16 protein-coding genes are annotated in these 22021 nt (G+C 61.9%); 11 read left to right on the top strand and 5 right to left on the bottom strand.

Features of this window, described 5'->3' with window-relative positions; genetic code table 11:
- Positions 1–132 precede the first annotated feature (132 nt).
- Both JNK74_19080 and amrB read right to left on the bottom strand, forming a co-directional pair.
- Complete coding sequence (locus tag JNK74_19080) at positions 133–1245, bottom strand: Nif3-like dinuclear metal center hexameric protein (protein MBL7648286.1); 1113 nt, start codon at positions 1243–1245, stop codon at positions 133–135.
- 154 nt (positions 1246–1399) lie between these two features.
- On the bottom strand, positions 1400–2218 hold the full coding sequence (gene amrB, locus JNK74_19085) for an AmmeMemoRadiSam system protein B (GenBank protein ID MBL7648287.1): 819 nt from the start codon (positions 2216–2218) through the stop codon (positions 1400–1402).
- Between the two features lie 224 nt (positions 2219–2442).
- On the opposite strand from amrB, the gene xth reads away from it, so the two are divergent.
- A complete protein-coding gene (gene xth, locus JNK74_19090) occupies positions 2443–3210 on the top strand; it encodes an exodeoxyribonuclease III (protein ID MBL7648288.1) in 768 nt (255 codons plus the stop codon).
- 23 nt (positions 3211–3233) lie between these two features.
- Positions 3234–3815, top strand: a complete 582-nt coding sequence (locus JNK74_19095; GenBank protein MBL7648289.1) for an ATP:cob(I)alamin adenosyltransferase — start codon at positions 3234–3236, stop codon at positions 3813–3815.
- 255 nt (positions 3816–4070) lie between these two features.
- On the opposite strand, the gene dinB is transcribed toward JNK74_19095, so the two are convergent.
- Entirely contained in the window at positions 4071–5276 is a 1206-nt protein-coding gene (dinB, locus tag JNK74_19100; protein ID MBL7648290.1) for a DNA polymerase IV, read from the bottom strand.
- Positions 5277–6104: 828 nt separating this feature from the next.
- Between dinB and JNK74_19105 the strand changes: the two genes are divergently transcribed.
- Together JNK74_19105 and JNK74_19110 are read left to right on the top strand one after the other, a co-directional pair.
- Complete coding sequence (locus JNK74_19105; GenBank protein MBL7648291.1) at positions 6105–7418, top strand: ammonium transporter; 1314 nt, start codon at positions 6105–6107, stop codon at positions 7416–7418.
- Between the two features lie 39 nt (positions 7419–7457).
- Positions 7458–7799 carry a P-II family nitrogen regulator gene (locus tag JNK74_19110; protein MBL7648292.1) on the top strand — a complete coding sequence of 114 codons (342 nt, stop codon included), beginning with the start codon at positions 7458–7460 and terminating at the stop codon, positions 7797–7799.
- A 331-nt stretch (positions 7800–8130) separates the two neighbouring features.
- On the opposite strand, the gene JNK74_19115 is transcribed toward JNK74_19110, so the two are convergent.
- A complete protein-coding gene (locus JNK74_19115; GenBank protein MBL7648293.1) occupies positions 8131–9450 on the bottom strand; it encodes an amino acid permease in 1320 nt (439 codons plus the stop codon).
- 250 nt (positions 9451–9700) lie between these two features.
- Between JNK74_19115 and JNK74_19120 the strand changes: the two genes are divergently transcribed.
- The 3 genes from JNK74_19120 to JNK74_19130 all read left to right on the top strand — a co-directional run bounded on the left by JNK74_19120 (position 9701) and on the right by JNK74_19130 (position 12893).
- Entirely contained in the window at positions 9701–10348 is a 648-nt protein-coding gene (locus JNK74_19120; protein ID MBL7648294.1) for an IMP cyclohydrolase, read from the top strand.
- Between the two features lie 171 nt (positions 10349–10519).
- Complete coding sequence (locus tag JNK74_19125) at positions 10520–11950, top strand: adenylosuccinate lyase (GenBank protein ID MBL7648295.1); 1431 nt, start codon at positions 10520–10522, stop codon at positions 11948–11950.
- Positions 11951–11957: 7 nt separating this feature from the next.
- Positions 11958–12893 carry a YegS/Rv2252/BmrU family lipid kinase gene (locus JNK74_19130; protein ID MBL7648296.1) on the top strand — a complete coding sequence of 312 codons (936 nt, stop codon included), beginning with the start codon at positions 11958–11960 and terminating at the stop codon, positions 12891–12893.
- 35 nt (positions 12894–12928) lie between these two features.
- Here JNK74_19130 and JNK74_19135 read toward each other — a convergent pair whose 3' ends face one another.
- Entirely contained in the window at positions 12929–14434 is a 1506-nt protein-coding gene (locus tag JNK74_19135; GenBank protein ID MBL7648297.1) for an alginate export family protein, read from the bottom strand.
- A gap of 331 nt (positions 14435–14765) precedes the next feature.
- Between JNK74_19135 and JNK74_19140 the strand changes: the two genes are divergently transcribed.
- The 4 genes from JNK74_19140 (at position 14766) to JNK74_19155 (ending at position 22000) form a co-directional block, all read left to right on the top strand.
- Positions 14766–18080 (top strand): hypothetical protein, encoded by a 3315-nt coding sequence (locus tag JNK74_19140; GenBank protein MBL7648298.1) that lies wholly within the window; start codon positions 14766–14768, stop codon positions 18078–18080.
- A gap of 48 nt (positions 18081–18128) precedes the next feature.
- On the top strand, positions 18129–19907 hold the full coding sequence (locus JNK74_19145; GenBank protein ID MBL7648299.1) for a PAS domain-containing protein: 1779 nt from the start codon (positions 18129–18131) through the stop codon (positions 19905–19907).
- 96 nt (positions 19908–20003) lie between these two features.
- Positions 20004–20933, top strand: coding sequence for a glycosyltransferase (locus JNK74_19150; protein ID MBL7648300.1), 930 nt, complete (start codon positions 20004–20006; stop codon positions 20931–20933).
- Positions 20933–22000, top strand: a complete 1068-nt coding sequence (locus tag JNK74_19155) for an ATP-grasp domain-containing protein (protein ID MBL7648301.1) — start codon at positions 20933–20935, stop codon at positions 21998–22000. Before JNK74_19150 ends, JNK74_19155 begins: the two co-directional genes overlap by 1 nt.
- Positions 22001–22021: the final 21 nt, after the last annotated feature.

Genomic DNA, 22021 nt, shown 5'->3' on the forward strand with positions numbered 1-22021 from the left:
TCACCGGAACACCCTTCATCCTAATGGCTGATTAGGGTGATATCAACTATTTACCCACGCGGGGGAGACGGAATGGCAGTTGCACAGAAGTTTTCGATCCGATAGAAATACAACTCGCCCGGATTTCCTCAGTTACGGCGGGGGCGCCACGAGCTGGAAAATCTCAGTTTCGACAAAGGCCTTCGCCTCGAGGCCGGGAACCACCTTCTTGAGGTACTTCGCAATGGCGGCGGCGATGTTGCGCTCGGTGCCGTCGTGACCTGCGTCGATGAGGGCGAGGCCGCGTTCCTGGGCGGCATCGGCCTCGTGATACTTGAGGTCGCCTGTGACATAGACATCGATATCGCGAGGAATTGATGGAATTTCGCCCCCACCGGCGCCACCGCAGACGGCGATACGCTGGACCTTGCGACGGGGATCGCCGACGATGCGCACGTGGCTCAGCTTCAGGGCCTGGCGTACGGATTCGGCGAAATCGCGAAGCGTCGCGGGCCGCGCAAGGGTTCCCCGGGCGCCGAGGCCAAAGCGTGCGTCGCGATTTTCGAGGGAAACGATGTCGCAGGCTGGTTCTTCATAGGGATGGGCGGCGCGAAGCGCCTGGAGCGCCTGCGGGAGCGTGGCTTTGGCGACGAGGATCTCCAAGCGAAGCTCGGGCTCTTCGTTCAGCTTGCCGACTTGCCCGCTGAAGGGATTTGCGCCGGCTCCGGGGCGAAAGGTGCCGGTGCCGTGGCTGCTGAAGGTACATTCCGCGTAGTCGCCGATGACGCCCGCGCCCGCCTGAGACAGGGCCTCGCGGAGCGTTGCGAGGTGGGTCTCGGGTACGAAGGTCACAAGCTTGACCTGGCCCGCCTTCGGGCTGGGAACCAGGGGGATGATTTTCTGGAGGCCAAGGGTTTCGGCAAGGAGGGTGTTCACGCCGCCGGGGACGACATCGAGGTTGGTGTGGGCGGCGAAGCAGGCGATGTTGCGCGCGGCGAGGCGGAGGCATAGTCGGGTGTGGGGATCGTCCGTGCGGAGGGTCTTGAGGGCACTGAAAAGAATCGGGTGGTGAGCCACGATCATCTGGGCGCCCCACTGCTCGGCCCTGGCGGCGGCGGCGGCGGTAATCGTGAGGCAGGTGAGAACCCGCTCCACCGGCATGCCGGGTTCGCCGATTTGCAGGCCAACCTTGTCCCATTCGTATGCGAGGGATTGGGGAGCCCAGGAATCCATAGCCTGGCAAATGGTGTTTACGGTGATGGTCATTTGGTCTCCCCTTGGTTGCTTCGATTCGCGCTCACTATAACGCGGCGGGCGCTTGATGGACAATTCAGGTCCTTCGGGATCGTCCCGCGTTGCGAAAGCGGGAGACGGTCCCCTTGGGGCGCGTCGCGGTCCCGCCGTCCAATACGCTCAGGATTCAGCCCGCGCGTTCGAGCGTCAGGCCACCATAGCCCACGACGCGGCTGGGGTCGCCGGTGGCCCAGGCGCTGGTGCGGTAGTCCCACTCGGTGCGGGACCTTGCACTGAGCAGATTGGCGGCGGCCAGGGCAACCACCACCGCGGTACCGCCGCAGAGGGCATAGGAGCCATCGCGCAGGCCGGTGGTCAGGGCCTCGGGATCACCCGCGAGGACGGTGTCCAGGGAGTGGCGGTCGATCTGGTGTGCTTCGGTCTCGGTGAGAAAATGAGAGAGGTCGGTGGAGGCGAGAATGAGGTCGCCCGGTGCGAGGTGTTCCGCCAGGGATTCGGCCAGCGCGTGGTGTTCCGGAGTCGGGTAGTCGCCGAAGAGCACCGGCACGATCATGAAGCCCGGCGCAAGTACGGTTTGCAGGAAGGGCAGTTCCACCTCCAGAGCGTGCTCAGGAACGTGGGCCTCGGGGCAGGTGTTGGGGAACTGTCCGGCGAGCTTCGCCATGAAGTCGCCGTCCACCGGTACGGCGCCCAGTGGGGTATCGAAAGCACCTTCGGTATAGAGGGAGAACCCGCGAAACCGATAGTGGTGCGAGGGGCCGAGCAAAACGACCCGCCGGGGCGCCATGCCCTGAATGCGGCGAAAGGCACAACCCGCCGTGGGACCGGAATAGGGGTAGCCCGCGTGGGGTGCGACAATCGCGGTGACACACTCCGGCGCGGGCGCCGTTTCCGCATCCGCGAGGCAACGGGCGACGACGCTGCGGAGTTTGTCGGGCGCGGCGGGATAAAACTGGCCCGCCACGGCGGCGGCTCGGTTGGGCATAGTGCGTCAGGCTCCTTGGGCTTCATTGTACAATGGTGGCGGCCATCCTTGCGATGATGAAAAGTGGATCCGACCGATCAGACGGATTGGACCGATCAGATCAGTCCGATCCGTCCGATGGGCTCCTTCCAGGCCGCCGAGCCTGGATATTGAATTTTCGGGCCTCCGCCCAGTATGCTTCGCAGGCAACCCCTCCCCCACTGCCTTCCCCGAGGATTCGAGATATGACCACTGTACTTTCCTGGAATGTAAACGGACTTCGCGCCGTATTAAAGAACGGCTTCATGGAGTGGTTCGAGCGTGCTCAGCCGGACATCCTGTGCATTCAGGAATCGCGCGCGCTACCGGGAGATCTGGAGGAGTCCATTTTGCGGCCAGCAGGCTATACGACGTACTTTAATCCGGCGAAGAAGAAGGGCTACAGCGGCACGGCGGCTTTTGTGCGGGATGGCATCAACGTGATTTCAACGGGCGTGTCCGGGGTGGATCATATTGACGACGAAGGGCGCGTCCAAGTCCTGGAGTTTGAGCAGTTCACCATCTTGAACGGCTACTGGCCCAACAGTCAGGCGGAGCGGGCGCGGCTGGATTATAAACTGGACTACTGCAAGACCCTCGCGAAGCAGGCGAACAAGCTGGTGAAGGCGGGAAAGAATGTCATTTTGTGCGGGGATATGAATATCGCCCATCAGGCCATCGACCTGGCGCGACCGAAGGACAACGAGAACAGCGCCGGCTACTACATTGAAGAGCGGGACGCCATGACCGCGTTTCTGAAGCACGGTTACGTGGACACTTTCCGCCATTTCCATCCTGAGCCGGACCAGTACAGTTGGTGGTCCTACCGCGCCCGTTCCCGCGAGAAGAACATCGGCTGGAGAATTGACTATCACCTGGTCAACAAGGACTTCATGCCACGGGTGAAGGACGCCTTCATCCTCCAGGACGTCACCGGCTCCGACCACTGCCCCGTGGGCATTCGCGTCGCGTAGTATCAGCCCAAGGAGTACCCTCTATGGCATCCCCCGTAACCACGAAGCGCGGCGACACCGGCACAACCCTCATTCTGGGCGGCCAGCGCCTCCCCAAGTCCCACCCCATCCTTGAGGCGACCGGCAAGCTGGACTCTTTGCGCGCGCATACCGCCCTGCTTCGACTTCAAGTCATGGAACAGGGCGACGAAGAGCAGCGAGAGGTGCTGGAACCTCTTTTCTGGTTGCTGCATGCCTGTTTCCTTATCGGCACCCAGGTAAATGACCCTGAATGCGCCCATCCGGAATATCGCGTGGCCGATCTGGGCCCTGCGCACCTGGATAAGCTGGAGGCGATTCAGACGGCGCTGGAGGAACGCATAACCTTGCCCAGGTCCTTCATCGCCTCGGCGTCCAACTTGCTTTCCGCACAGGCCGATATCACCGCGACGGTCGCCCGAGAACTCGAGCGCGCCCTTGTGGGCTTGAAGGAAAGCGTACCCGGCTTCGATGCGGCCCTGATCCTGGCCTTCGTAAACCGCCTGAGCGACTTTTTCTACATTGTGGCGCGCTTCCTGGAGCAAGGGGTGCACCAGCCGGTGGACTATTCGGTACTGGACCGATAGCTTCAACGAGCGCGTCCGGTGCGCACTCACTGCCAGGAGGGCTGGGCCTCAATATCGTCGCAGGCGTCGAAACGCCGGGCGGCGATCTGGTTTCGGACAAAAAAGCGGACGTGGTTGCGGAAAATCATCATGTAAGCGATGCTGTTTCTCATGACAGTGTCTCCTGATTGATGCTCGTGTTATTTTCTATCATTAGCCGGAGGCCACGCCGCCGTACCGTACCCTTTCGGGCCGACCGCCACGGCGCCCTCCGTGTTATCGCGACAGGGACGGGGTCGCCAGGGTCACCTCGCGGCCGAGACCGATGGACTTCCCTGTGCGCAGGCTGTTGAAGCCGTGTTTTCCGCGCACGGCGTCCGCCTGCTCAAGGACCTTCTCCCATTTCTCATTGTTCTTTCCCCCGAAGAGGGGCAACTGGTGCTGGTTGTAGCGAAGCTGGTCGAGCCCCACTCCGATAAGCCGGATACGGGCCCGCCGGGCTTTGCCCTTCGCCACAAGCTCGCGCAGGGCTCCAATGACCTCCGCATCAACCGCGGTGGGCTCGGGCAGGGTGTGCGCAAAAGTTTTCGTCTCAAAATCGCTGTAGCGCACCTTCAGTGTGACCCGTTTTGCCTCCAGGCCCTCTTCGCGCAGGGTGAACATGCACCGCTCCGTAAGATAGGCCAGGGTCTGTTCCACCTGGGGCCACTCAAGCACATCTTCGGGGAAGGTGGTCTCGCGGCTGATGGACTTGGGGGCCCGTTCCACCTCCACCTCCGACGTGGATATGCCCCGGGCGCGGCGCTGTAGACCGATGGCGGTCTGGTGGCCGAAGGCGCGCTCCAGGGTGCCGAGGCTGGCGGCGGCCAGATCGCCCAGCGTGCGGATACCCAGTCGCTCGAGGGCGGCGCAGGTCTGGGGACCGGCACCGGGGAGCTTGCGGACGGCCAGGGGCGCCAGGAAGGAAGCCTCCTCCCCGGCGGCCACCCGGACGTAGCCGTTGGGCTTGCCCTCGTCCGAAGCCACCTTGGACACCAGTTTGTTCGGCGATATGGCCACGGTGCAGGGCAGCTTCGTCTGCGCTTTGATTTCCGATTTAAGATAGGCGGCGATGCCTTCATCGCCCCCGAAGAGCCGCTGGGAACCGGTCACGTCGAGGTAGGCCTCATCAATGGAGGCCATCTGGACGACGGGCGTGACCGTCTCGAGGATAGCCCTCACCTTGCTCGACGCTTCCCGGTAGTGCTCGTAGTTGCCCCGCATGAAGACACCCCCAGGACATAACTTTTTCGCCTGGGCCAGGGACATGGCGGAATGGACGCCGAACTTTCGCGCTTCGTAGGAGGCCGTGGACACCACGCCCCGCTGGTCTTCCCAGGCTCCCCCGATGATGAGGGGTTTTCCGGCGAGGGCGGGATCGCGTGCGACTTCGACGGATGCAAAGAAGGCATCCATATCGATATGAACGATTCGACGCTCCATCACTGCGAGTTCCTTCCCAAGGCGGGGTCAATATTTGGCTGAAAATTTAAGCACTGAATAAAAATATAGTGGATTATAGCCCCGGATTCCTATCCTGTCAAGGGAAAATGCAGGCGACAGTGAGATCGTCTTGTAAGCGACTGAAAGTAAAGCATTTCCGAGGTGTTTCTTCCCGCGCGATGGGGCGGCGCTTCCCCCCGCTCTCATTCCCAAACGAAGCGCTTCTCTCCCCGTTGCGAGTGTGGCGTTGTCGGAGTTGGCCAGAGACATAGCCTGCTTGCCGAGGGATTCGTTACGCGGTCCAGGATTGATCCGGCGCGGCTATTCATTCGTACGCGCGGGTAGGAGCCTGCTTCAATCCTACCGGATGGTGGTCCTGATGAGAACGCTGCCGTGAAAAGCCGACATACACGAGCATTCGTCCCGGCTGGATCAGCGGGTGGAATTCCACTGGAACGTGGGGTCGCCGGTAGTTTTCCCCGATTCACCCCCACCCGTACCCGCGTCACGCCCGGTTTTGCGGCACTGGCATGCACCTTGCTGTTACGTTGCGGTGTTGCGTGTTGTCCTCCTCGCTGAGCGAGGAGATTCGGGTACGCACCCCACCGCTTTTTGTGCGGGAGCAACAGGCGTTCCCGGCAACGCAGCAAGTGCCAGATAGTTGTATCGGTAATTAGTTTAGATCGATTCCCCCCACCATTTGGTCTGACCCCGGCACTTCCGGGGCACGTACCAGGGTGGCGTTCGGGGAAAAGAAAGAGTCTGGGCATGGGAAAACTAAGAACGATACTCGCCAGCGTATTGCTGGCGTATTGCCTGCTCGGGGCAATGCCCGACGGGTCGGCGCAGGAGGACGTCGCGGGCGGCGCCGTGGCGCTGACGGCGGACGAACTCCAGGCGAATCTGAACATGGTCTGGACCTGTGTGGCGGCCTTTCTTGTGTTTTTCATGCAGGCCGGCTTCGCGATGGTTGAGACGGGCTTTACCCGCGCGAAGAACGTGGTCAACATCATCATGAAGAATCTGATGGATTTCTGCATAGGCTCCGTCGCCTTCTTCGTCGTGGGCTTCGGGGTCATGTTTGGCGGCAATACGACGGGATGGTTCGGCCTGTCGGACTTTATGCTGGATCTCGCGCCCTACGGTGACACCTTTGATACGCAGTGGCCCTTCACCTTTCTTATCTTCCAGACCGTTTTCGCCGCCACAGCGGCCACGATCGTTTCGGGCGCCATGGCGGAACGCACCCGGTTTATAAGCTACCTGATTTACAGCCTCGTCATCTCCGCCGTGATCTATCCCGTTTCGGGTAGTTGGGCCTGGAACAGTCTTTACACTTCCGGGACCTCGGGCTGGCTGGAATCGTTGGGTTTTCTGGATTTTGCCGGCTCGAGCGTGGTGCATTCGGTGGGGGGCTGGCTGGCGCTGGCCGGGGCCATTGTTATCGGTCCGCGAATCGGCAAGTACGGGCCCGATGGCAAGGCCCGCGCCATCCCGGGGCACAACATGGCCCTTGGTGCGCTGGGGGTGTTCATCCTGTGGCTGGGGTGGTTCGGTTTCAACGCCGGCAGCACGACAACGGGCGACGGCATGATTGGTTACATTGCCGTGACGACGAATATGGGCGGGGCCGCCGGTGCGCTGGGCGCCATGTTTACGGCCTGGGTCATTTTCAAGAAGCCCGAAGGTTCCATGACGCTGAACGGGGTTCTTGCGGGACTGGTATCGGTAACGGCTCCCTGTGATTCGGTGAGCCCCGTGGGCGCGATAGCGCTGGGCTTCATCGGCGGCGTGTTGGTGGTTTTGAGCATCATTTATATCGACCGGGTACTCAAGGTGGACGATCCCGTGGGCGCCATCAGCGTCCACGGCGTATGCGGGCTCTGGGGAACGATATCGTGCGGACTCTTTAACCTCGAGTCGGGTCTCTTTTATGGCGGCGGCCTCCACCAGTTGGGGGTTCAGGCCCTCGGCGCCGCCGCGATATTCGCGTGGGCCTTCGGGACCGGGCTGATCCTGTTTCTGGCGCTCAAGTATACCGTGGGATTGCGGGTGTCGTCAGACGAGGAGATCGCCGGGCTGGATGTGGGCGAGCACGGCATGGAGGCCTATTCCGGCTTCCAGATATTCAACAACCAATAACGCGCCAATGTTTTCTTAACTGGAGGAAGATTCGATCGAATGAAGTTGATCGTGGCCTATATCCAGCCGGAGAAATTGAACTCGGTTAAGCAGAGCCTCTATGAGGCCGGGGTGACGAAGATGTCGGTCACCAACTCTCTGGGTTGCGGCCAGCAGGGCGGCTATCACGAGTCCTACCGCGGTGTGGATGTGGAGGTGAATCTGTTGAAAAAAATCCGGCTGGAGATTGCGGTGAACGAGGATTTTGTGAAGCCCACCATCGACGCCATCATTCGCGGCTCGAAGACCGGCAAGATCGGTGATGGGAAGATCTTCGTTGTCCCCCTTGAACAGTGCATTCGCATCCGAACCGGTGAAACGGGAATGGCGGCCATCGGCTGACCACTGATGAATGATAACTTCCAGGATCCTTGTGGTCCTGCACAGTTGAAACGGCTCTCCAAGGAGGCACCTCCCAAGTGTCTCCCCCATTGCCCAGGGGTGGCGTTCCGCAAGGAGCGCCACCTCTCTGGGTTTTGTTTTTTGGGGGGAAGGGAAAAGCGTATCGGGCCTGGCAGCCCGCTGCAAAACTCGAACGCGGGCTGCGAACGGTCTACTTGCCCGAATTCCGCGTTGCGAAACCTTGAAAATACTGGTATTTCCCGCGGTTTCACGCTTTGACTTCGGGCAAGATTCCTCGTTCTCGCCTTCGCGCGACTTTCGCAACGGGTTGTTAGTTTCGAGGCATTTTTTTGCACTTCCTGTTCGCCCACCCCCGCCACGCCGCGAGCGCCAGGCCCACCGCGAGAATCCCGCAGGCGAGCGCCAGCGAGGTTCCCTGGGCAAAACCAATGAGAACCAGACAGGTGACCAGCCCCAGCACCGGCACGACAGTCGGAGTCTGGAAGCCGGTGTGATCGCGTTCCCGCCATTTCACCACGAGGAGCGCGGCATGGACAAAGGCGAACACGGTGAGCAGCAACGCGGCCGTAGTACCCGCGAGTCCTTCGATGGTGCCCATTACCGCGAGGCACAGCACCAGCGCAAGGACGAACAGGATCGCGATATGGGGCGTACGCCTCGCGGGGTGCACGGCGCCCAGCGGCGCGGGCAGCAAGCCTTCGCGGGCGAGGCCGAAGAGGAGGCGCGATCCCATGACGCAGTTGATGAGCGCGGTATCCGCCACGGCGAACAAAGCGAAGATGGTGAATAAGACGGCGGGCACGGCGGGCGCGGCCACCCCCACCAGATCGAGCAAGGGCGCCTCGGAACCGCTCAACATGGCGGGGTGGATAATCCGCGTGGCCACCCAGGCCACCAGCATGTAGATGAGTCCACTGACGCCCATGGCGACGATTATGGCGAGCGGCAGATTGCGCTCCGGACTCTTAGCCTCCTCGGCCACATTGGCCAGATCCTCGAAGCCGATGAAGGCGTAGAAGGCCAGGGCAGCCCCCGCGGCGATGCCCAGCCACGCACGGGGACTCGGCACCCCTTCCCCGTTGGTCGGTACGCCCACCGGAGCATGTCCGCCCATAACATAGGCGAACCCGGCACCAATCACGATGGCCAGGCCCAGCAACGTCATGATCGTGCATACGATGTTCATGGTCGAACTTTCTCGGATTCCCCAGAACGCGACGAAGCCGGTAAAGGCGAGAAAGGCGACGACAACCGCTTCGTTGGGCAGGAAGGGCAGCAGCGTACATAGGTAACCCGCGAAAGCACGACAGCCCGCCGCCATGGAGACCATGCCCGAACAAAGCACGAGCCAGCCGATAAACACGGGCACTTCGGGGCGGCGCGTGGCCCGAGTGAGGAAATAGGCCGCGCCGCCGGCGTGTGGATGGCGCGCGCTGAACTCCGCGTAGGAAAAGGCCGTCAGCGCCGCGACCACCATGGCCACCCCGAAGGCCAGCCACGCGTCCTCGCCGGCCAGCGCCGCCACCTTCCCCGTCAGGGCATAGACTCCCGCGCCTAGGATATCGCCTACGCCATAGATAATCAGCGCCATGGGCCCGAGGGTTCGTTTGAGGGTACTGCTGTCGTTCACGCTGGCCGCCTTTCTGCTGGGGCTATAAAAGCACATCGAGGTGCGGCGAGGCAATGTGGGAGTTGACAGTTGACAGTTGACAACGGACAACGGACAACGGACAACGGACAACGGGCAACGGACAACGGGCAACGGACAACGGGCGACTGTCAACTGTTCATTGTCCATTGCCGATTGTCCATTCCGCCCGCAATTCGTTATACTATGTGCTCTATCCCCCACCGTCCCCGCGAAGAGGAGTCATTTTTTCATGTATATCGGTCGTATCGTCAGCGTGGTCCAGACCCCCGAAGGCAAGTTGGGGGCGGTATACCGCGTTTCCAGCCGCTCTTTTCCCAACCGCACGGCGGTACCCGGCGCGAACAAAGTCTCCATCGTGCCGAAAGCGGGTTTCGAGGAAGATATCCACAAGAATCCCTACATCGCCTATAACTGCGTGCGGGTAGTGTGCGACGGGCGCGTGGCCGTGGTGACGAACGGCTCACAGACCGACCCCATCGCGGAGAAGATCGCCCAGGGCCTTCCGGTGCGCGATGCCCTGGCCGTCGTAAGTCTTGCAATGGACTTTGAAAAGGACGACTACAATACGCCCCGGATCAGCGCCGTGGCCGATGCGCGCGATGGATCGGCCTGGCTGGCCGTGGTGCGCCACGACGGCATCGAAGTGCGCAGAATGCCGCTGGAACCGGGCAAGTTTTTCTATGTCTCGACCTACGAAGAGAATTCGATTTCGCTGACACAATCCGGAGTCTACGACGCGACCAACACCGAAGAAGCCTGCGCCTTTATCCTGGGCAAAGGCGTCTTCGCCGAGCGGACGAATCCCGTGACGGCAGTGGCCGCGCTGGACAATGGCGCGGGCTTTGACCTGCTGGCTACGGATGCTTCGCAGGCCTGAGGTAGCCGACCCTGGGTTAAACGGACAACAGCGACGACAGGGACGGCAGATCAAAGGCCTACCGACGAGAGCGCACCATCACCATTTTTCCTCCTGTTGTCGCTGCCGTCGCTGTTGTCCGTGAAATTCTGGATCGTGATTTTTCACACTTACCCTCACTGAGGTATTTTCATGAACGACGTATACACATCCCCCCTGGTGGAACGCTTTGCCACGCGCGAGATGGCGCAGATCTGGAGCGCCCAGAAGAAGTTTTCCACGTGGCGTCGCTGCTGGCTGGCGCTGGCGGAGGCGGAGCAGGCGCTGGGTCTCGATATCACCGACGAGCAAATAGCGGAACTGCGCGAGCACCTGGAAGACATCGACTTCGCGAAGGCGGCGGCCTACGAGCGCCAGACACGACACGATGTGATGGCGCACATTCACGCCCTGGGCGAGATCGCCCCGAAGGCGAAACCGATTATTCACCTCGGCGCAACGAGTTGCTTCGTGGGCGACAATACGGACCTGATCCAGATCCGCGAGTCGTTGGAGCTCATTCTGGCGAAGGCCGTGGCAGTGCTGGCGCGATTGAAAGTCTTCGCGCTGAAGTGGAAAGACCTCCCCACGCTGGGCTTCACGCATTACCAGCCCGCGCAGGTGGTCACGGTGGGCAAGCGCGCGTGCCTGTGGGCTCAGGATCTGGCGATGGATGTGGAAGATCTCGAAGACATCCTGGCGCGGTTGCGCTGCCGGGGCGTAAAAGGCACCACGGGCACCCAGGCCTCTTTCATGGCCCTTTTCGACGGCGATTCCGACAAGGTGCGTAAGCTCGATCAGCTCGTAGCCGAGAAGCTCGGCTTCAAGAGCTCTTATGGCGTCACGGGGCAGACCTATCCGCGCAAGGTGGACACGCTGGTGCTCCGCGTACTTGCGGGCATCGGCGAAAGTACCCACAAGTTCGCGACGGATATGCGCCTGCTGCAAAACCTGAAGGAAATCGAAGAGCCCTTCGAGTCCACTCAGGTGGGCAGCTCCGCCATGGCCTACAAGCGTAATCCCATGCGCTGCGAGCGAGCCTGCGCCCTCTCCCGCTTCCTCATGGTGCAGCCGCTGCACAGCGAGTTCACCACGGCGACGCAATGGTTCGAGCGCACCCTGGACGACTCCGCGATCCGCCGCTTGAGCCTGCCCGAGGCCTTCCTCGCGGCGGACGGCGTGCTGAACCTCTATCTCAACGTGATGGAGAATCCGGCGGTCTATCCGAAGGTCATCGAGAAGCACCTCTGGGCCGAGTTGCCCTTCATGGCCACGGAAAACATTATCATGGCCGGGGTGAAGCGCGGTGGCGATCGCCAGGAGCTCCACGAGGTCATCCGCACCCACAGCCACAAGGCTGGCGCGGTGGTGAAGGAAGAAGGCAAGGACAATGACCTGCTCGAACGCCTGGCTGGCGACCCCGCCATCGGAATGACACTGGAAGAAATCCACGCAAGCATCGATCTCAAGGAGTTTGTCGGTCGCGCGCCCATGCAGGTCGTCGAATTCATTGAGGGCGAAATCGACCCCATCCTGGATCGGAACAAGGACCGCGCGGGCGTTTCTTCCGACGTGCGAGTCTGAGGCACCCGTGAAGACGGCGGCCATCGTCAATCCCCGGGCGGGCCAGTGGCGCTGCGAGCGCCGCTGGCGGGCGCAGCAGTCGGCCCTGCGCGAGATGGTCGGCCCCATGAGGTACTGTCCCACGGAGGGGCCCGGGCATGGCGCCGAAATGGCCCGTGCCCTCCTGCGGGAGGGCTACGACCACATTATTTCGGCGGGTGGCGATGGCACCCACTTTGAAGTGGTCAATGGCTGGTTTGAGGACGGCAGTCCCATCAATCCCGAAGCACGCCTGACGGTACTGCCCATGGGGACGGGCTCCGACCTCGCCAAAGTGCTGGGTATCGCACCGGGGCTGCAGGGCATCACATCTCTCAAGGATAGCGAGGTCTTGCACGCCGATGTGGGGTGCATCACCTGCCCCCTGACCTACGGGGGCGAGACGCGCAGGATCTATTTCCTGAACATTGCCCACATCGGCATAGGGGCTTCCGCCTGCCGCTTCGTGAACGAGCACAGCAAAGCTCCGGGTGGATTCCTGTCCTACTTGCGGGCCATTCTCGTGACGCTGACTCGCTACCGACCCAAAGAGATGAAGATCCAGATTGGCGAGGTACTTCGAATTGAAGGGCCTACCCTCGACTTCGCGATCGCGAAGGGCTGCTACGATGCCGGCGGCCTGCTGCTTGCGCCCCATGCCCGACTGGACAATGGACTGTTTGACTGCTTCCACGTGGGCCCGATCGGATTCCTGGATGCCCTGCGGACCCTGCCCAAGCTCTACACGGGACGGCTCAGCGAACGACGCGACGTGGTGAAGTATGTGCGCGGCAGCCGCGTCGAGATCCAGGCCGACGAGGTGGTGGAAGTGGAAGTTGATGGGGAATTCGTGGGATATCTGCCCGCCGTGGTAACGCTGCTTCCCGGCGCGATCCGGTTGACCCGTTCGCGCCGGGAAGGTTGAGGCTGCCATCAAAGTCTGTTGGCCCCCGAGTTTCCTTAGAATTTCACCTGAACATCAAAATGGACGTAGTCCGCGTCTTCACCATCCGTGCCTCCCACGAATTCGAGGCCGTTGCGGGCGAAGAACTGGCCCTCTTCCAGGCCGTCGCCGGTGAAGAGGTGTTCCCAGGCCAGTGCAATGGAAAGGTCGGCGCTATACTGGTATTTGGCCATCAGGAAGGTGGTCCAGCCCAGGTCGTCGTCGTTGGCCCGGGTCCAGGCGGCGAAGGCCGGCCAGACCGGCGTGTCGAAAGTTTCGTCGATTTCAAAATGGGCCACGCGAAACAGCAACGAGATCTTTTCCGTGGGCTTGGCGCCGATACCCGCCCGGAGTTGCCAGAAGTTGGTCAACTCCTGCCCGATACCGAGATTCAAGCTGTAAGGTGTACCCATAAAGAGCGTATTGAAGGAAACGCTCGCACGACCTTCGCCGGGGAAAAGCCAGTCACGATAGCGGAAGTCCCGGTTGTCTTCCCCTTCAAAGAGAGCGCCCCCCAGGAAGATGCGAGGCTGCCAGTTGATGTCCAGGGTGTAGCCCACTTCCAGATCGGTGGCGAGGTTGTCGTGTTCCGCTTCCGTATCGCCGAAGACCACAGGGGCAAAGAGCGCGCCCACGTTGTCCGCATCGCCGAATTGATAGGCCAGTTCCCAATCATAGTCAAACGCGCCATAGGCCCCGAACACCCGCGTTCCAATCGTGTGGAGGTAGCTTGGCTCATAGTCGTCGAGACCAAACCACGACTCCACCCACTCCCCCGCGCCGCTCAGGGTGGTGTCGTTGGCTTCGACGCCATCCCGCACCAGCATCCAGTAGGCCGACAGCTTCGCCTCTTCCAGGCCCTTATAGGTGCCGTAGACCCCGTAGAAATCGGCATCTTCGTCGCCCGCGAGGGTCTCGGACAGCTTCATGGCCCAGCCGTCCACCTCGAGGGCTCCACTGGAATAAGTTAGCCGCGCCCCGTCAAAGCTGCGCCCGATGATCGCGGTGGTAATGTCATCCACCAGCCAGCCCTTGCCGAGCTTCATCTCCTGGCGGCCCAGTCGCAATCGCACCGGGTAGCCCAGGGTATTGCGCGTTTCGATGTAGGACTGGTACAGCGACACCGAACCGGCCCCGCCGCCCGCCCGGTCTACGCCGGTAATGTAGTTGCTTCGGAAATCCGTACCCCAGATGTCGAAGCTTTCAAATTCGATAACGGTGCTTACGTCATCGGTGAAGTCGGCCTTTACCTGAACGCGTGTCCGGTGCTCCACGTAAGCGAGATCGTGCCCGGCGTCATCGAAGTCGAAGCGGCTGTTCAAACCAAAGGGCCCCAGGGGGCGATTGGCAAAATTGTATCCCACATAGCGCGGGGTGGCCGGGCCGTTGACGGCGTTGCTGTAGTTGTCATTCCAGAAGCGACCGCGTATGCGGACTTCCCCCCCCACCTCCACGGACTGAAGTTCGGCGGCCACCGTGGCGGCGACACACAGGGAAAACAGGGCTATTGCTGAGACTTTCATGGTCTGGCTGACTCCCGATGGTGGTGGATGATGGGGCGGCTTAAACATGTATTGTGTTTACATTATATTCTCCCTTCGGTGGACAATCAACCTGTTTCTCTGGGACCGGAAACGCCTCCGGGTCGCCGGGTTCAGGGGAGGCGCACAGGGTACAAGGCGTGTAAGTCTTTGCTGCGCCAAGGGGATAGTTAAAGTTTTTTCTGTTGGGTGCCGATAGCTAAGAATGCGTAATGAGGCGCCTGGTTGGTACCTTTGCGTCGGGGCATCTGGCAAAGGCATTACTTGGGAAGGCGAGAACGATGTTCTTTTGCGGGAACAGAGGAAGAAGACCATGTCACGGGACCCCGTCTATGGGCAGTTGGAAAACACCATTGCGAACTGGACCGAGGAAGTAACCCAGGCGCACAACCAGCTCACCAGCCAGATTGCGGAAGCGCGGGATCAACTGGATACCCTCTCCACAATCATGGCGCGCCGCCAGGGCGAATCCAGCGCGCTGGCCAAGTCCAGGGAAGACATTGCCCGGCTGAAAGAGGCGGTGCGCAAGCGGGACTCGGAGCTGCAGCAAATGCAGTCGGAGCGTGAGACCCTGGCGCGTCGCAACTCCCTTGCGGAGCAGCAGAAGCTTCAGGCCGAGGAACGAATCGCGGTGCTGCGCGCGGAGCGGGAACAGCTTGATCGTTCCCTGGGCGAGTCGCGCATGGATACGCGTGAAGCGCTGGCGCGGGTGTCCGCCCTGGAGATTGAGCTTGCGGCCTGCCGCGATACGATCCAGGAACAGCAACGGGACGCCGACGGGGACAAGGCCCGCATTGAGGCGCTGAATGCCCGCATGGCCGAACTGCAGGAAGAGTTGAGCGCGCTTACGCGCCGTGCTCTGACCGGCGAGCATGAAGTGGGGACGCTGTCCGAGCGCCTTGCGAATTCCGAGACGGAGCACCAGCATGCCCGGGCGGATCTGGCCCTGAAGCAGCGCGAGCTCGAGCAACTGGGCAGTGTGCTTGCCGAGCGGGAAGCGCACCTGGCGTCGGCGCAGCAGCAGATTCTCGAGAACCAGAACGAGATCGGCTGCCTGCAAATCGAAATCGCGCGGATCGGCCGGGAGCGCGACACACTCGCGGTCGAATCGGGCCTGGTTCTGGAAGAGAAGTCAAGTCTTGAAGGGCGCATATCCCAGATGGCGCAGCAGGCGTGGGAAATCCGTCGGGAGAATGAGCAACTCATCGAGACGCTGGCGGGCCTGCGGAGCGCCCTGGCGGACAGCTCGCGGCTGCTGGATGAGACCACGCGGTCGCTGAACGAACTGCAACAGGCCCACAGCAGCCTGCAGGAAAATTTCGAGCAGTGCCAGGCGGAGCTTGAGGAAGCCAGCCGCTGTGCCCAGCAGCGTCAGGAGGACTACCTTCAGCTTCAGGACGCGCACGAACAGGTGCAGTCGGCCCTCGCCTCCTACAGGGAAACGCTGGAGAAGCTGAAGCAGGAGCGGGCCGGGTTGACCCGGGAACTGGAGCGGCGGGACGGCGAACTTGCGGCCTCCCGAGCTCACGGAGAAATGCTCCAGCGTGAGAAGAGCCAGCTTGCGGCGAGCGGCGCGGAACTTGAAAGCCGCCTCGCGGCGAGTGGCGAGGCCCTCAGCGCCGCGACGGAGCGCTATGATGTAACGATTCAGTCTCTGGCCGAGGCGCGTTCCCACCTTGCCGACGCGGAGGCTCGCCTGGAGGCGCTGCGGGTCCGTGAGCACGAGCTGGCGACCCGATTGGACGCGGCACGGAGCGAAATATCCGACGGACATCACACCGTCGAAGCACTTCGCGCGGAGCTGGAAGGGCGCGACCAGGCCATTCTCGGGGCCAACGAGGAAATCGCCTCCCTGCGGGAAAGCCTCTGGACTACGGGCGAGGAAAAGGGCGAGTTGCGGGACCGCGTACTCGAACTCGAATCCCTCCAGGAAGGGCTTCGTACCGAGCGGGACGCGACGGAGCGGGAGCTTCGGGCTCAACTGGCCGACCGCGACTTTGCCATCGCCGAAATCGAGAAGGAGCTTAGCGCGGTACGGGAGGAACTCATGCGCGCGGGCCGGCTCGGCGCCGAATTGCTGGAGCGGGCGGGTCAACTGGAGGCGGAGCTTGAGGGAGAGCGGGTGGCCCTTTCGGAAGTGCGCGCGTCCCTGGAACAGATTCGGGTGGCGCACGCGGAGCTGGGCTCGGAGAATGCCCTGCTGGCGAGCACGCTGGAGCACACCCATCAAACCAATGCGGCGCTCCTGGACTCGTTGCGCCTTTCCGAAGCGCGGGAACAATCACTCTCGACGGATTTGGCGTCGCTGCGGGCCGAGCGCGACGACGTGGCCCGGAGCCTGGTCGAGGCTTCAGCCGACCTCGATTGCCGCCGGCAGGAATTGGCGCGACTTTCCGAGGATCGGGAGGCCCTGCGGCTTCGCTATGATTCCGTGACTGAGGAGCGCGACCGTCTGACGGCGACGGTCGCGGCCCATGAGCAGGCCCAACAGGGGCTGGAGCAGGAACTTCGCGGTCGGATGGCCGTGCTGGAGACGCTGGAAGCGGACTTGGAATCGACCCGCCAGCGCTACGCGAACTTGGAGCAGTTGCTTGCCACGGAGCGCGCGGAATACACGGCCAGCCTGACCCAGGCGCGGGAGGAACAGCAGTCGCTCCTTCGCGCGATCGATGAGGAACAGGCGGCGGCCCAGCAATTGCAGGCCGTGATTCGGGATCACGAGAACGCGGCCCTGGCCTCGGAGCGGCGCATCAATCACGCGGAATCGGCCATTGCCGCGCTGACCGTCCAGGCGCGGGAAATCCAGGCGCACTTCAGCGAGGAACTCCGGCAGGCCAAGGCGCGCCACGAAGAGGTGGAGACGGTACTTCAGCAGCGGGAGCATGAACTTACCCAGCGCGCGGCGCTGGTGAAGCAACGCGAGGGAGAACTGGAATCCGCCAACCGGGCCCTTTCACGCCTCGAACAGAACTTGGCGGCCCAGAAGGAACAGTTTGAGAGCGTGCGCACGGGGCTGGAGTGCGATATTGACGCGGCGAACAACCGCGTCCGCGCGACGGAGGCCGCGCTGCAGGGCACGCGGGCCGAGAACAGCGCGCTGGCCAACGTGCTGAAGGAGAAGGAAGAACTTATCGGGCGCGAGCAGCGGTCACGGCAGCAGCTCGAAAGCGCGCGGCTCGCCCTGTCGCAGGACCTGGACACGGCGAAGAAGCGGGTGGCTATTACGGATGCGGAGAATGAGAGCCTGACGACGCAACTTCAGAATGCGACGATTCGCGAAAAGGAAACCGCGCGGGAGCTGTCCCTGGCCCAGGCCACGATCCGCTCCCTCCAGGAGACCATCCAGCAGAAGGAGAACGCGGTACAGCAGGAGAAGATTCGCACGGCCCAACTCCTGCACCAGACCGTTTCCGCGCTGCAGTCGGAACTCACGCAGATCAACACGGGCGACGCCCAGCGGGGCCCCTCCAGCAAGTGGATGAGCGCATTGAACCTCGATGGGCGGATGGCCGCGGAAGATTCCCAACGGGAACTGCCCTTTTCTGGTGACGAGAACGGCGCGATTCCGGGGAATGGCGCTGCGAATGGCAACGGCACACACTATGGCGCGGGCCACACGAACAGGTAGAATATTGCCGAGATCACCGGCTCCAACCAAGGCGTTACATCCACTCTCATGAAGGATTCCGGCAAGCGAAAATCGGCCCTCCAGCGGGAGGTGCAGCAATTGCGCAAGCAATTGGCCGAAGCCCAGTCGGCGCGTAACGAGTTGTTCCGCGCGGAGCGGGCCCTTGCCCAGTACTGGAGCGTGCTGGACGCCATCCTTTCTGGAACTCCCGACCTCTACGCCATCAAGGGGACGAACTACACCTATCAGGCGGCGAACCGCGCCTTTTGTCGTTTCACCGGTCTGCCGGAACACGAAATTCGCGGAAGGGGCGATTTTGAGGTCTTTCCCGGACGACTGGCCGAAATCTTCCATCAGGATGATGTGCGGGTACTGCAAGCGGCGGCGCCGGCCAACTTCGAGACGCGCGTCAGCTTTCAGGATAGTCCGCGGTGGCTGCGCTTCACGAAGCGGCCGGTGTTTGATAGGGAAGGTCGCTGCGCCGGCATTTTATGCGTTGTGCAGGACGTAAGCGCGCTGGCCCGCTGTCGGGATCAGCAGGACATACTGACGGGGGCGGCCCACCGCTGTTTCTGGTGTACCGATGTCCATGATCACATCGTGGACGTAAACGACGCCTACTGCCTGCTGTCGGGTTACGGTCGGGAAGAACTCCTGGGCAAGAACATGCGCGATATCGAAATGATGGGGTCGCCCGAGGAGCACGGGGAACGAAACCAGCGAATTATGAAGCTGGGTACGGGTTCCTATCACACGTTGCACCGGAGCAAGTCCAACACCATTGTCGAGTTTGACGTGGAGGCGGTTTACCTGCCGGTAAACGGGGGGCGCTTCTACCGCTACTTTCGATTGCGCGCCGAGGCGCCGGAAAGTCGGCCCACTGCCCTTCCCGGTGTGGAGCCCGCCGCGACGGGCGCGCCGCTGGTCCCCCACCGTCGCGTTCTGAACTTGAACGATATTCTCGTCGCCGCCATCCATCAGGAGATCGACCAGATTCCGGCGGGCATTTCCATTCGCAAGCTCCTCGATCCGAAGCTCATGAATACGGTGGCGAACTCCGCGCAGATCACACAAGTGATCTTGAACATCACCACAAACGCGGTGGAATCCATGGACGGTCGGGGGCATCTGACCTATACCACGCGCAACGTCGAGCTCACGCGGGAGTGGCTCAGCGACAATCCGCGCCTCAAACCGGGGCACTACGTGTACCTGGCAATCAGCGATACGGGGCGGGGAATCAGTCCGTCGCTGGCGGGCAAGATTTTCGAGCCGTTTATCACCACGAAGTTCAAGGGACGGGGTATGGGTCTGGCCTCGGTGGCGCGCAATGTGGAGGAGCACAATGGCCTGGTGACCGTCAAGAGCGAAGTCGACAAAGGCAGCACCTTTACGGTCTACCTCCCCGCCACGGAAGCCCTCCTGGAATCGAGCAACACGTCGCCCCAGATTCCTTCGGGGACGGAGACGATTCTATTTATTGATCCCGAGTCGCGCGTGCTGGACGAGGCGCGGCGGATTCTGGAGCGCCTGGCCTATACCGTGGTGCTCACGACGGATGTGGAGGAGGCCATCCACTGCACGACTTCTCGCGTTCCCCCCGTGGATGCCATCGTCGTGGATACGGCCGCGACCCATCGCTACAGCGGCGATCTTGTCGCGGATCTGCGCGCCGCGAACCCTGATGTGAAAATCATTCTCGCGGGTTCCGACGAATTGGACGACTGGGCGCAGGATCTGCTCGATGCGGGCGCCAATGCCTATGTGAAGAAGCCCTTCCGCCCTGAAGTGCTCGCGCCGAAGATCCGGAAGACCCTCGATAGTTGAGCGGTCGCTTCCAACAACTATCTTTGCATCGCTCTCCGCGCCTGTACTATTCTGTGGGTTCAGACTCCCATATTCCCCCCAGCACAGGAATTCCGCATGCCCAGCGACGCCCCCCTGCTTTCGGTTGTAATCCCGGTCTTCAACGAGGTGGGGACGCTGGAAGAGCTTTTTCGACGACTGACCGATACGCTCTCACGCCAGCCGGGCGGATATGAGATCATCGCCGTGGACGATGGCAGCACGGACGGCAGCCGCCAGGCCTTGCGGGACTGGCATAGCCGGGATCCGCGCATTCGGGTGGTGTTTCTCTCCCGGAATTTTGGCCAGAGTCCCGCGCTTTACGCGGGCTTTTCGCGGGCTCGGGGACAATACGTCGCGATGATGGACGCGGACCTGCAGAATTACCCGGAAGACATTCCCCGCCTCGTCGCGAAACTGGAAGAGGGCTACGACATGGTGAGCGGGTGGCGGGCCAATCGCAAGGACAGCTTTTTCCGCACCGGAGCTTCGAAGCTGCTGAATCGCTACATAAACTCCGTAACGCGGGTTGCGCTCAATGATTACGGGTGCGCCCTGAAGGCCTTTCGTCGGGAACTGGTGGATCACATGCTTTCGCTGACCCATCGGTGCCGATATCTGCCCGTCGACGCGGCGGCGCTCGGCGGTCGCGTGGCCGAGATCGAAGTGCGGCACGACCAGCGCGGCCACGGGGAGAGCAAGTATGGTCTGCTCAAGCTTGTCCGAACGGCCTTCGACCTGATAACAAGTATCACGGCGGCCCCGCTCCAGTTTATCGGTCTCCTGGGCTGGTTTTTTGCCCTTATCGGCTTCTGCATGAGCCTGCGCGTGGCCTATGTCCGTGTGACCGTGGGTGACTTGGAGCATATGGCGACGGTGGTGGCAATATTCTTCTTTCTTTCCGGTTGCCAGATGGTTGCCACGGGTGTGATGTGCGAGTATATCAGCCGGATCTATATCGAAGTGCAGGCCAAGCCCTATTTTGTCATCCAGGAGGAGCTGGAGTGATGGCGGGGCGTCCCCTGACCGTGCTGGTGCTTGCCGTGGGGGGCAATGTGAGTCAGGGCATCCTGAAGGCGCTGGCCCGATCCCGTCGCGCTTATCGCATTATCGGCGCGGATATCAGCGCCCACCAGATGGGGCTCTTCACGGTGGATCGGGCCTTCGTTTCTCCCTGGGCCAATGCCCCGGAATTCCTGCCGTGGCTGCTGGAGACCTGCCGCCGTGAATCGGTGGACGCGGTTCTGAGCGGCGCGGAAGCCGTGCTGACGGTGCTGGCGCATCACCGGGATGCCATAGAGCGGGATACGGGCGCGGTATGTCTCGTCAGCGACCTCGGAACTATGGAAATCGGCGACGATAAATTGAGAACCTGCGAATGGCTGGAGGCCCTTGGTCTCCCCCATCCCGCCTTCGCCCGCGCGGATGCGCCTGAGGATGCGAGGCGCCTGGTGGAGAGGTCCGGTTATCCTCTTGTGGCGAAGCCTCGACGAGGCGGCGGCTCGCGGGGACTGTTCCTCGTGGAAAGCGACGACGACCTCGCCTATGCCTGTCGCAAGGCCGACTATCTGCTCCAGGCGCGGGTGGGAACAGACGCCGATGAATATACGGTGGGCTGTTTCATGGGGCGCGACGGTGTGCTCGCTCCCAGTTGCTGCATGCGGCGAGAGCTGCTGGCGGGAACCACCTACCGCGCCGTGATCGGGGCCTTCGACGACGTTCGCCGCGCGGCGGAAGAGATCGTGTCGGCCCTTCGGCCCAGGGGCCCATGCAATGTTCAGTTGCGGATGACCGAGCATGGTCCGGTGTGCTTCGAAATTAATCCCCGTTTTTCAGGCAGTGCGCCCATCCGGGCCCACTTCGGCTACAACGAGGCGGAAGCGGCGCTGGAGCATTTTGTGTGTGGGTTGCCTGTTGCATTGCCGCTCGTGACCGAAGGGATAGGGCTGCGCTACTGGAACGAGCTGTATCCCGATCCGGGCGCGGTGGCGGCGTTGGAGACCGAAGGGGAATTGCCTCACGCGTCCGAGCACGATCATGTGATCGAAGACTGGGGTTCGGGGCGGAACGCGTAGCACCGAATCTGTCTGCAAGGA

Source organism: Candidatus Hydrogenedentota bacterium, from assembly GCA_016791475.1.
Classification (GTDB): domain Bacteria; phylum Hydrogenedentota; class Hydrogenedentia; order Hydrogenedentales; family JAEUWI01; genus JAEUWI01.

Coding starts and splice junctions, on each gene's coding strand:
- JNK74_19140 (MBL7648298.1), top strand. CDS start 14,766: ATGTCACGGGACCCCGTCTATGGGCAGTTGGAAAACACCATTGCGAAC.
- JNK74_19125 (MBL7648295.1), top strand. CDS start 10,520: ATGAACGACGTATACACATCCCCCCTGGTGGAACGCTTTGCCACGCGC.
- JNK74_19105 (MBL7648291.1), top strand. CDS start 6,105: ATGCCCGACGGGTCGGCGCAGGAGGACGTCGCGGGCGGCGCCGTGGCG.
- JNK74_19145 (MBL7648299.1), top strand. CDS start 18,129: ATGAAGGATTCCGGCAAGCGAAAATCGGCCCTCCAGCGGGAGGTGCAG.
- amrB (MBL7648287.1), bottom strand. CDS start 2,218: ATGCCCAACCGAGCCGCCGCCGTGGCGGGCCAGTTTTATCCCGCCGCG.
- dinB (MBL7648290.1), bottom strand. CDS start 5,276: ATGGAGCGTCGAATCGTTCATATCGATATGGATGCCTTCTTTGCATCC.
- JNK74_19110 (MBL7648292.1), top strand. CDS start 7,458: ATGAAGTTGATCGTGGCCTATATCCAGCCGGAGAAATTGAACTCGGTT.
- JNK74_19155 (MBL7648301.1), top strand. CDS start 20,933: ATGGCGGGGCGTCCCCTGACCGTGCTGGTGCTTGCCGTGGGGGGCAAT.
- JNK74_19095 (MBL7648289.1), top strand. CDS start 3,234: ATGGCATCCCCCGTAACCACGAAGCGCGGCGACACCGGCACAACCCTC.
- JNK74_19150 (MBL7648300.1), top strand. CDS start 20,004: ATGCCCAGCGACGCCCCCCTGCTTTCGGTTGTAATCCCGGTCTTCAAC.
- JNK74_19135 (MBL7648297.1), bottom strand. CDS start 14,434: ATGAAAGTCTCAGCAATAGCCCTGTTTTCCCTGTGTGTCGCCGCCACG.
- xth (MBL7648288.1), top strand. CDS start 2,443: ATGACCACTGTACTTTCCTGGAATGTAAACGGACTTCGCGCCGTATTA.
- JNK74_19120 (MBL7648294.1), top strand. CDS start 9,701: ATGTATATCGGTCGTATCGTCAGCGTGGTCCAGACCCCCGAAGGCAAG.
- JNK74_19080 (MBL7648286.1), bottom strand. CDS start 1,245: ATGACCATCACCGTAAACACCATTTGCCAGGCTATGGATTCCTGGGCT.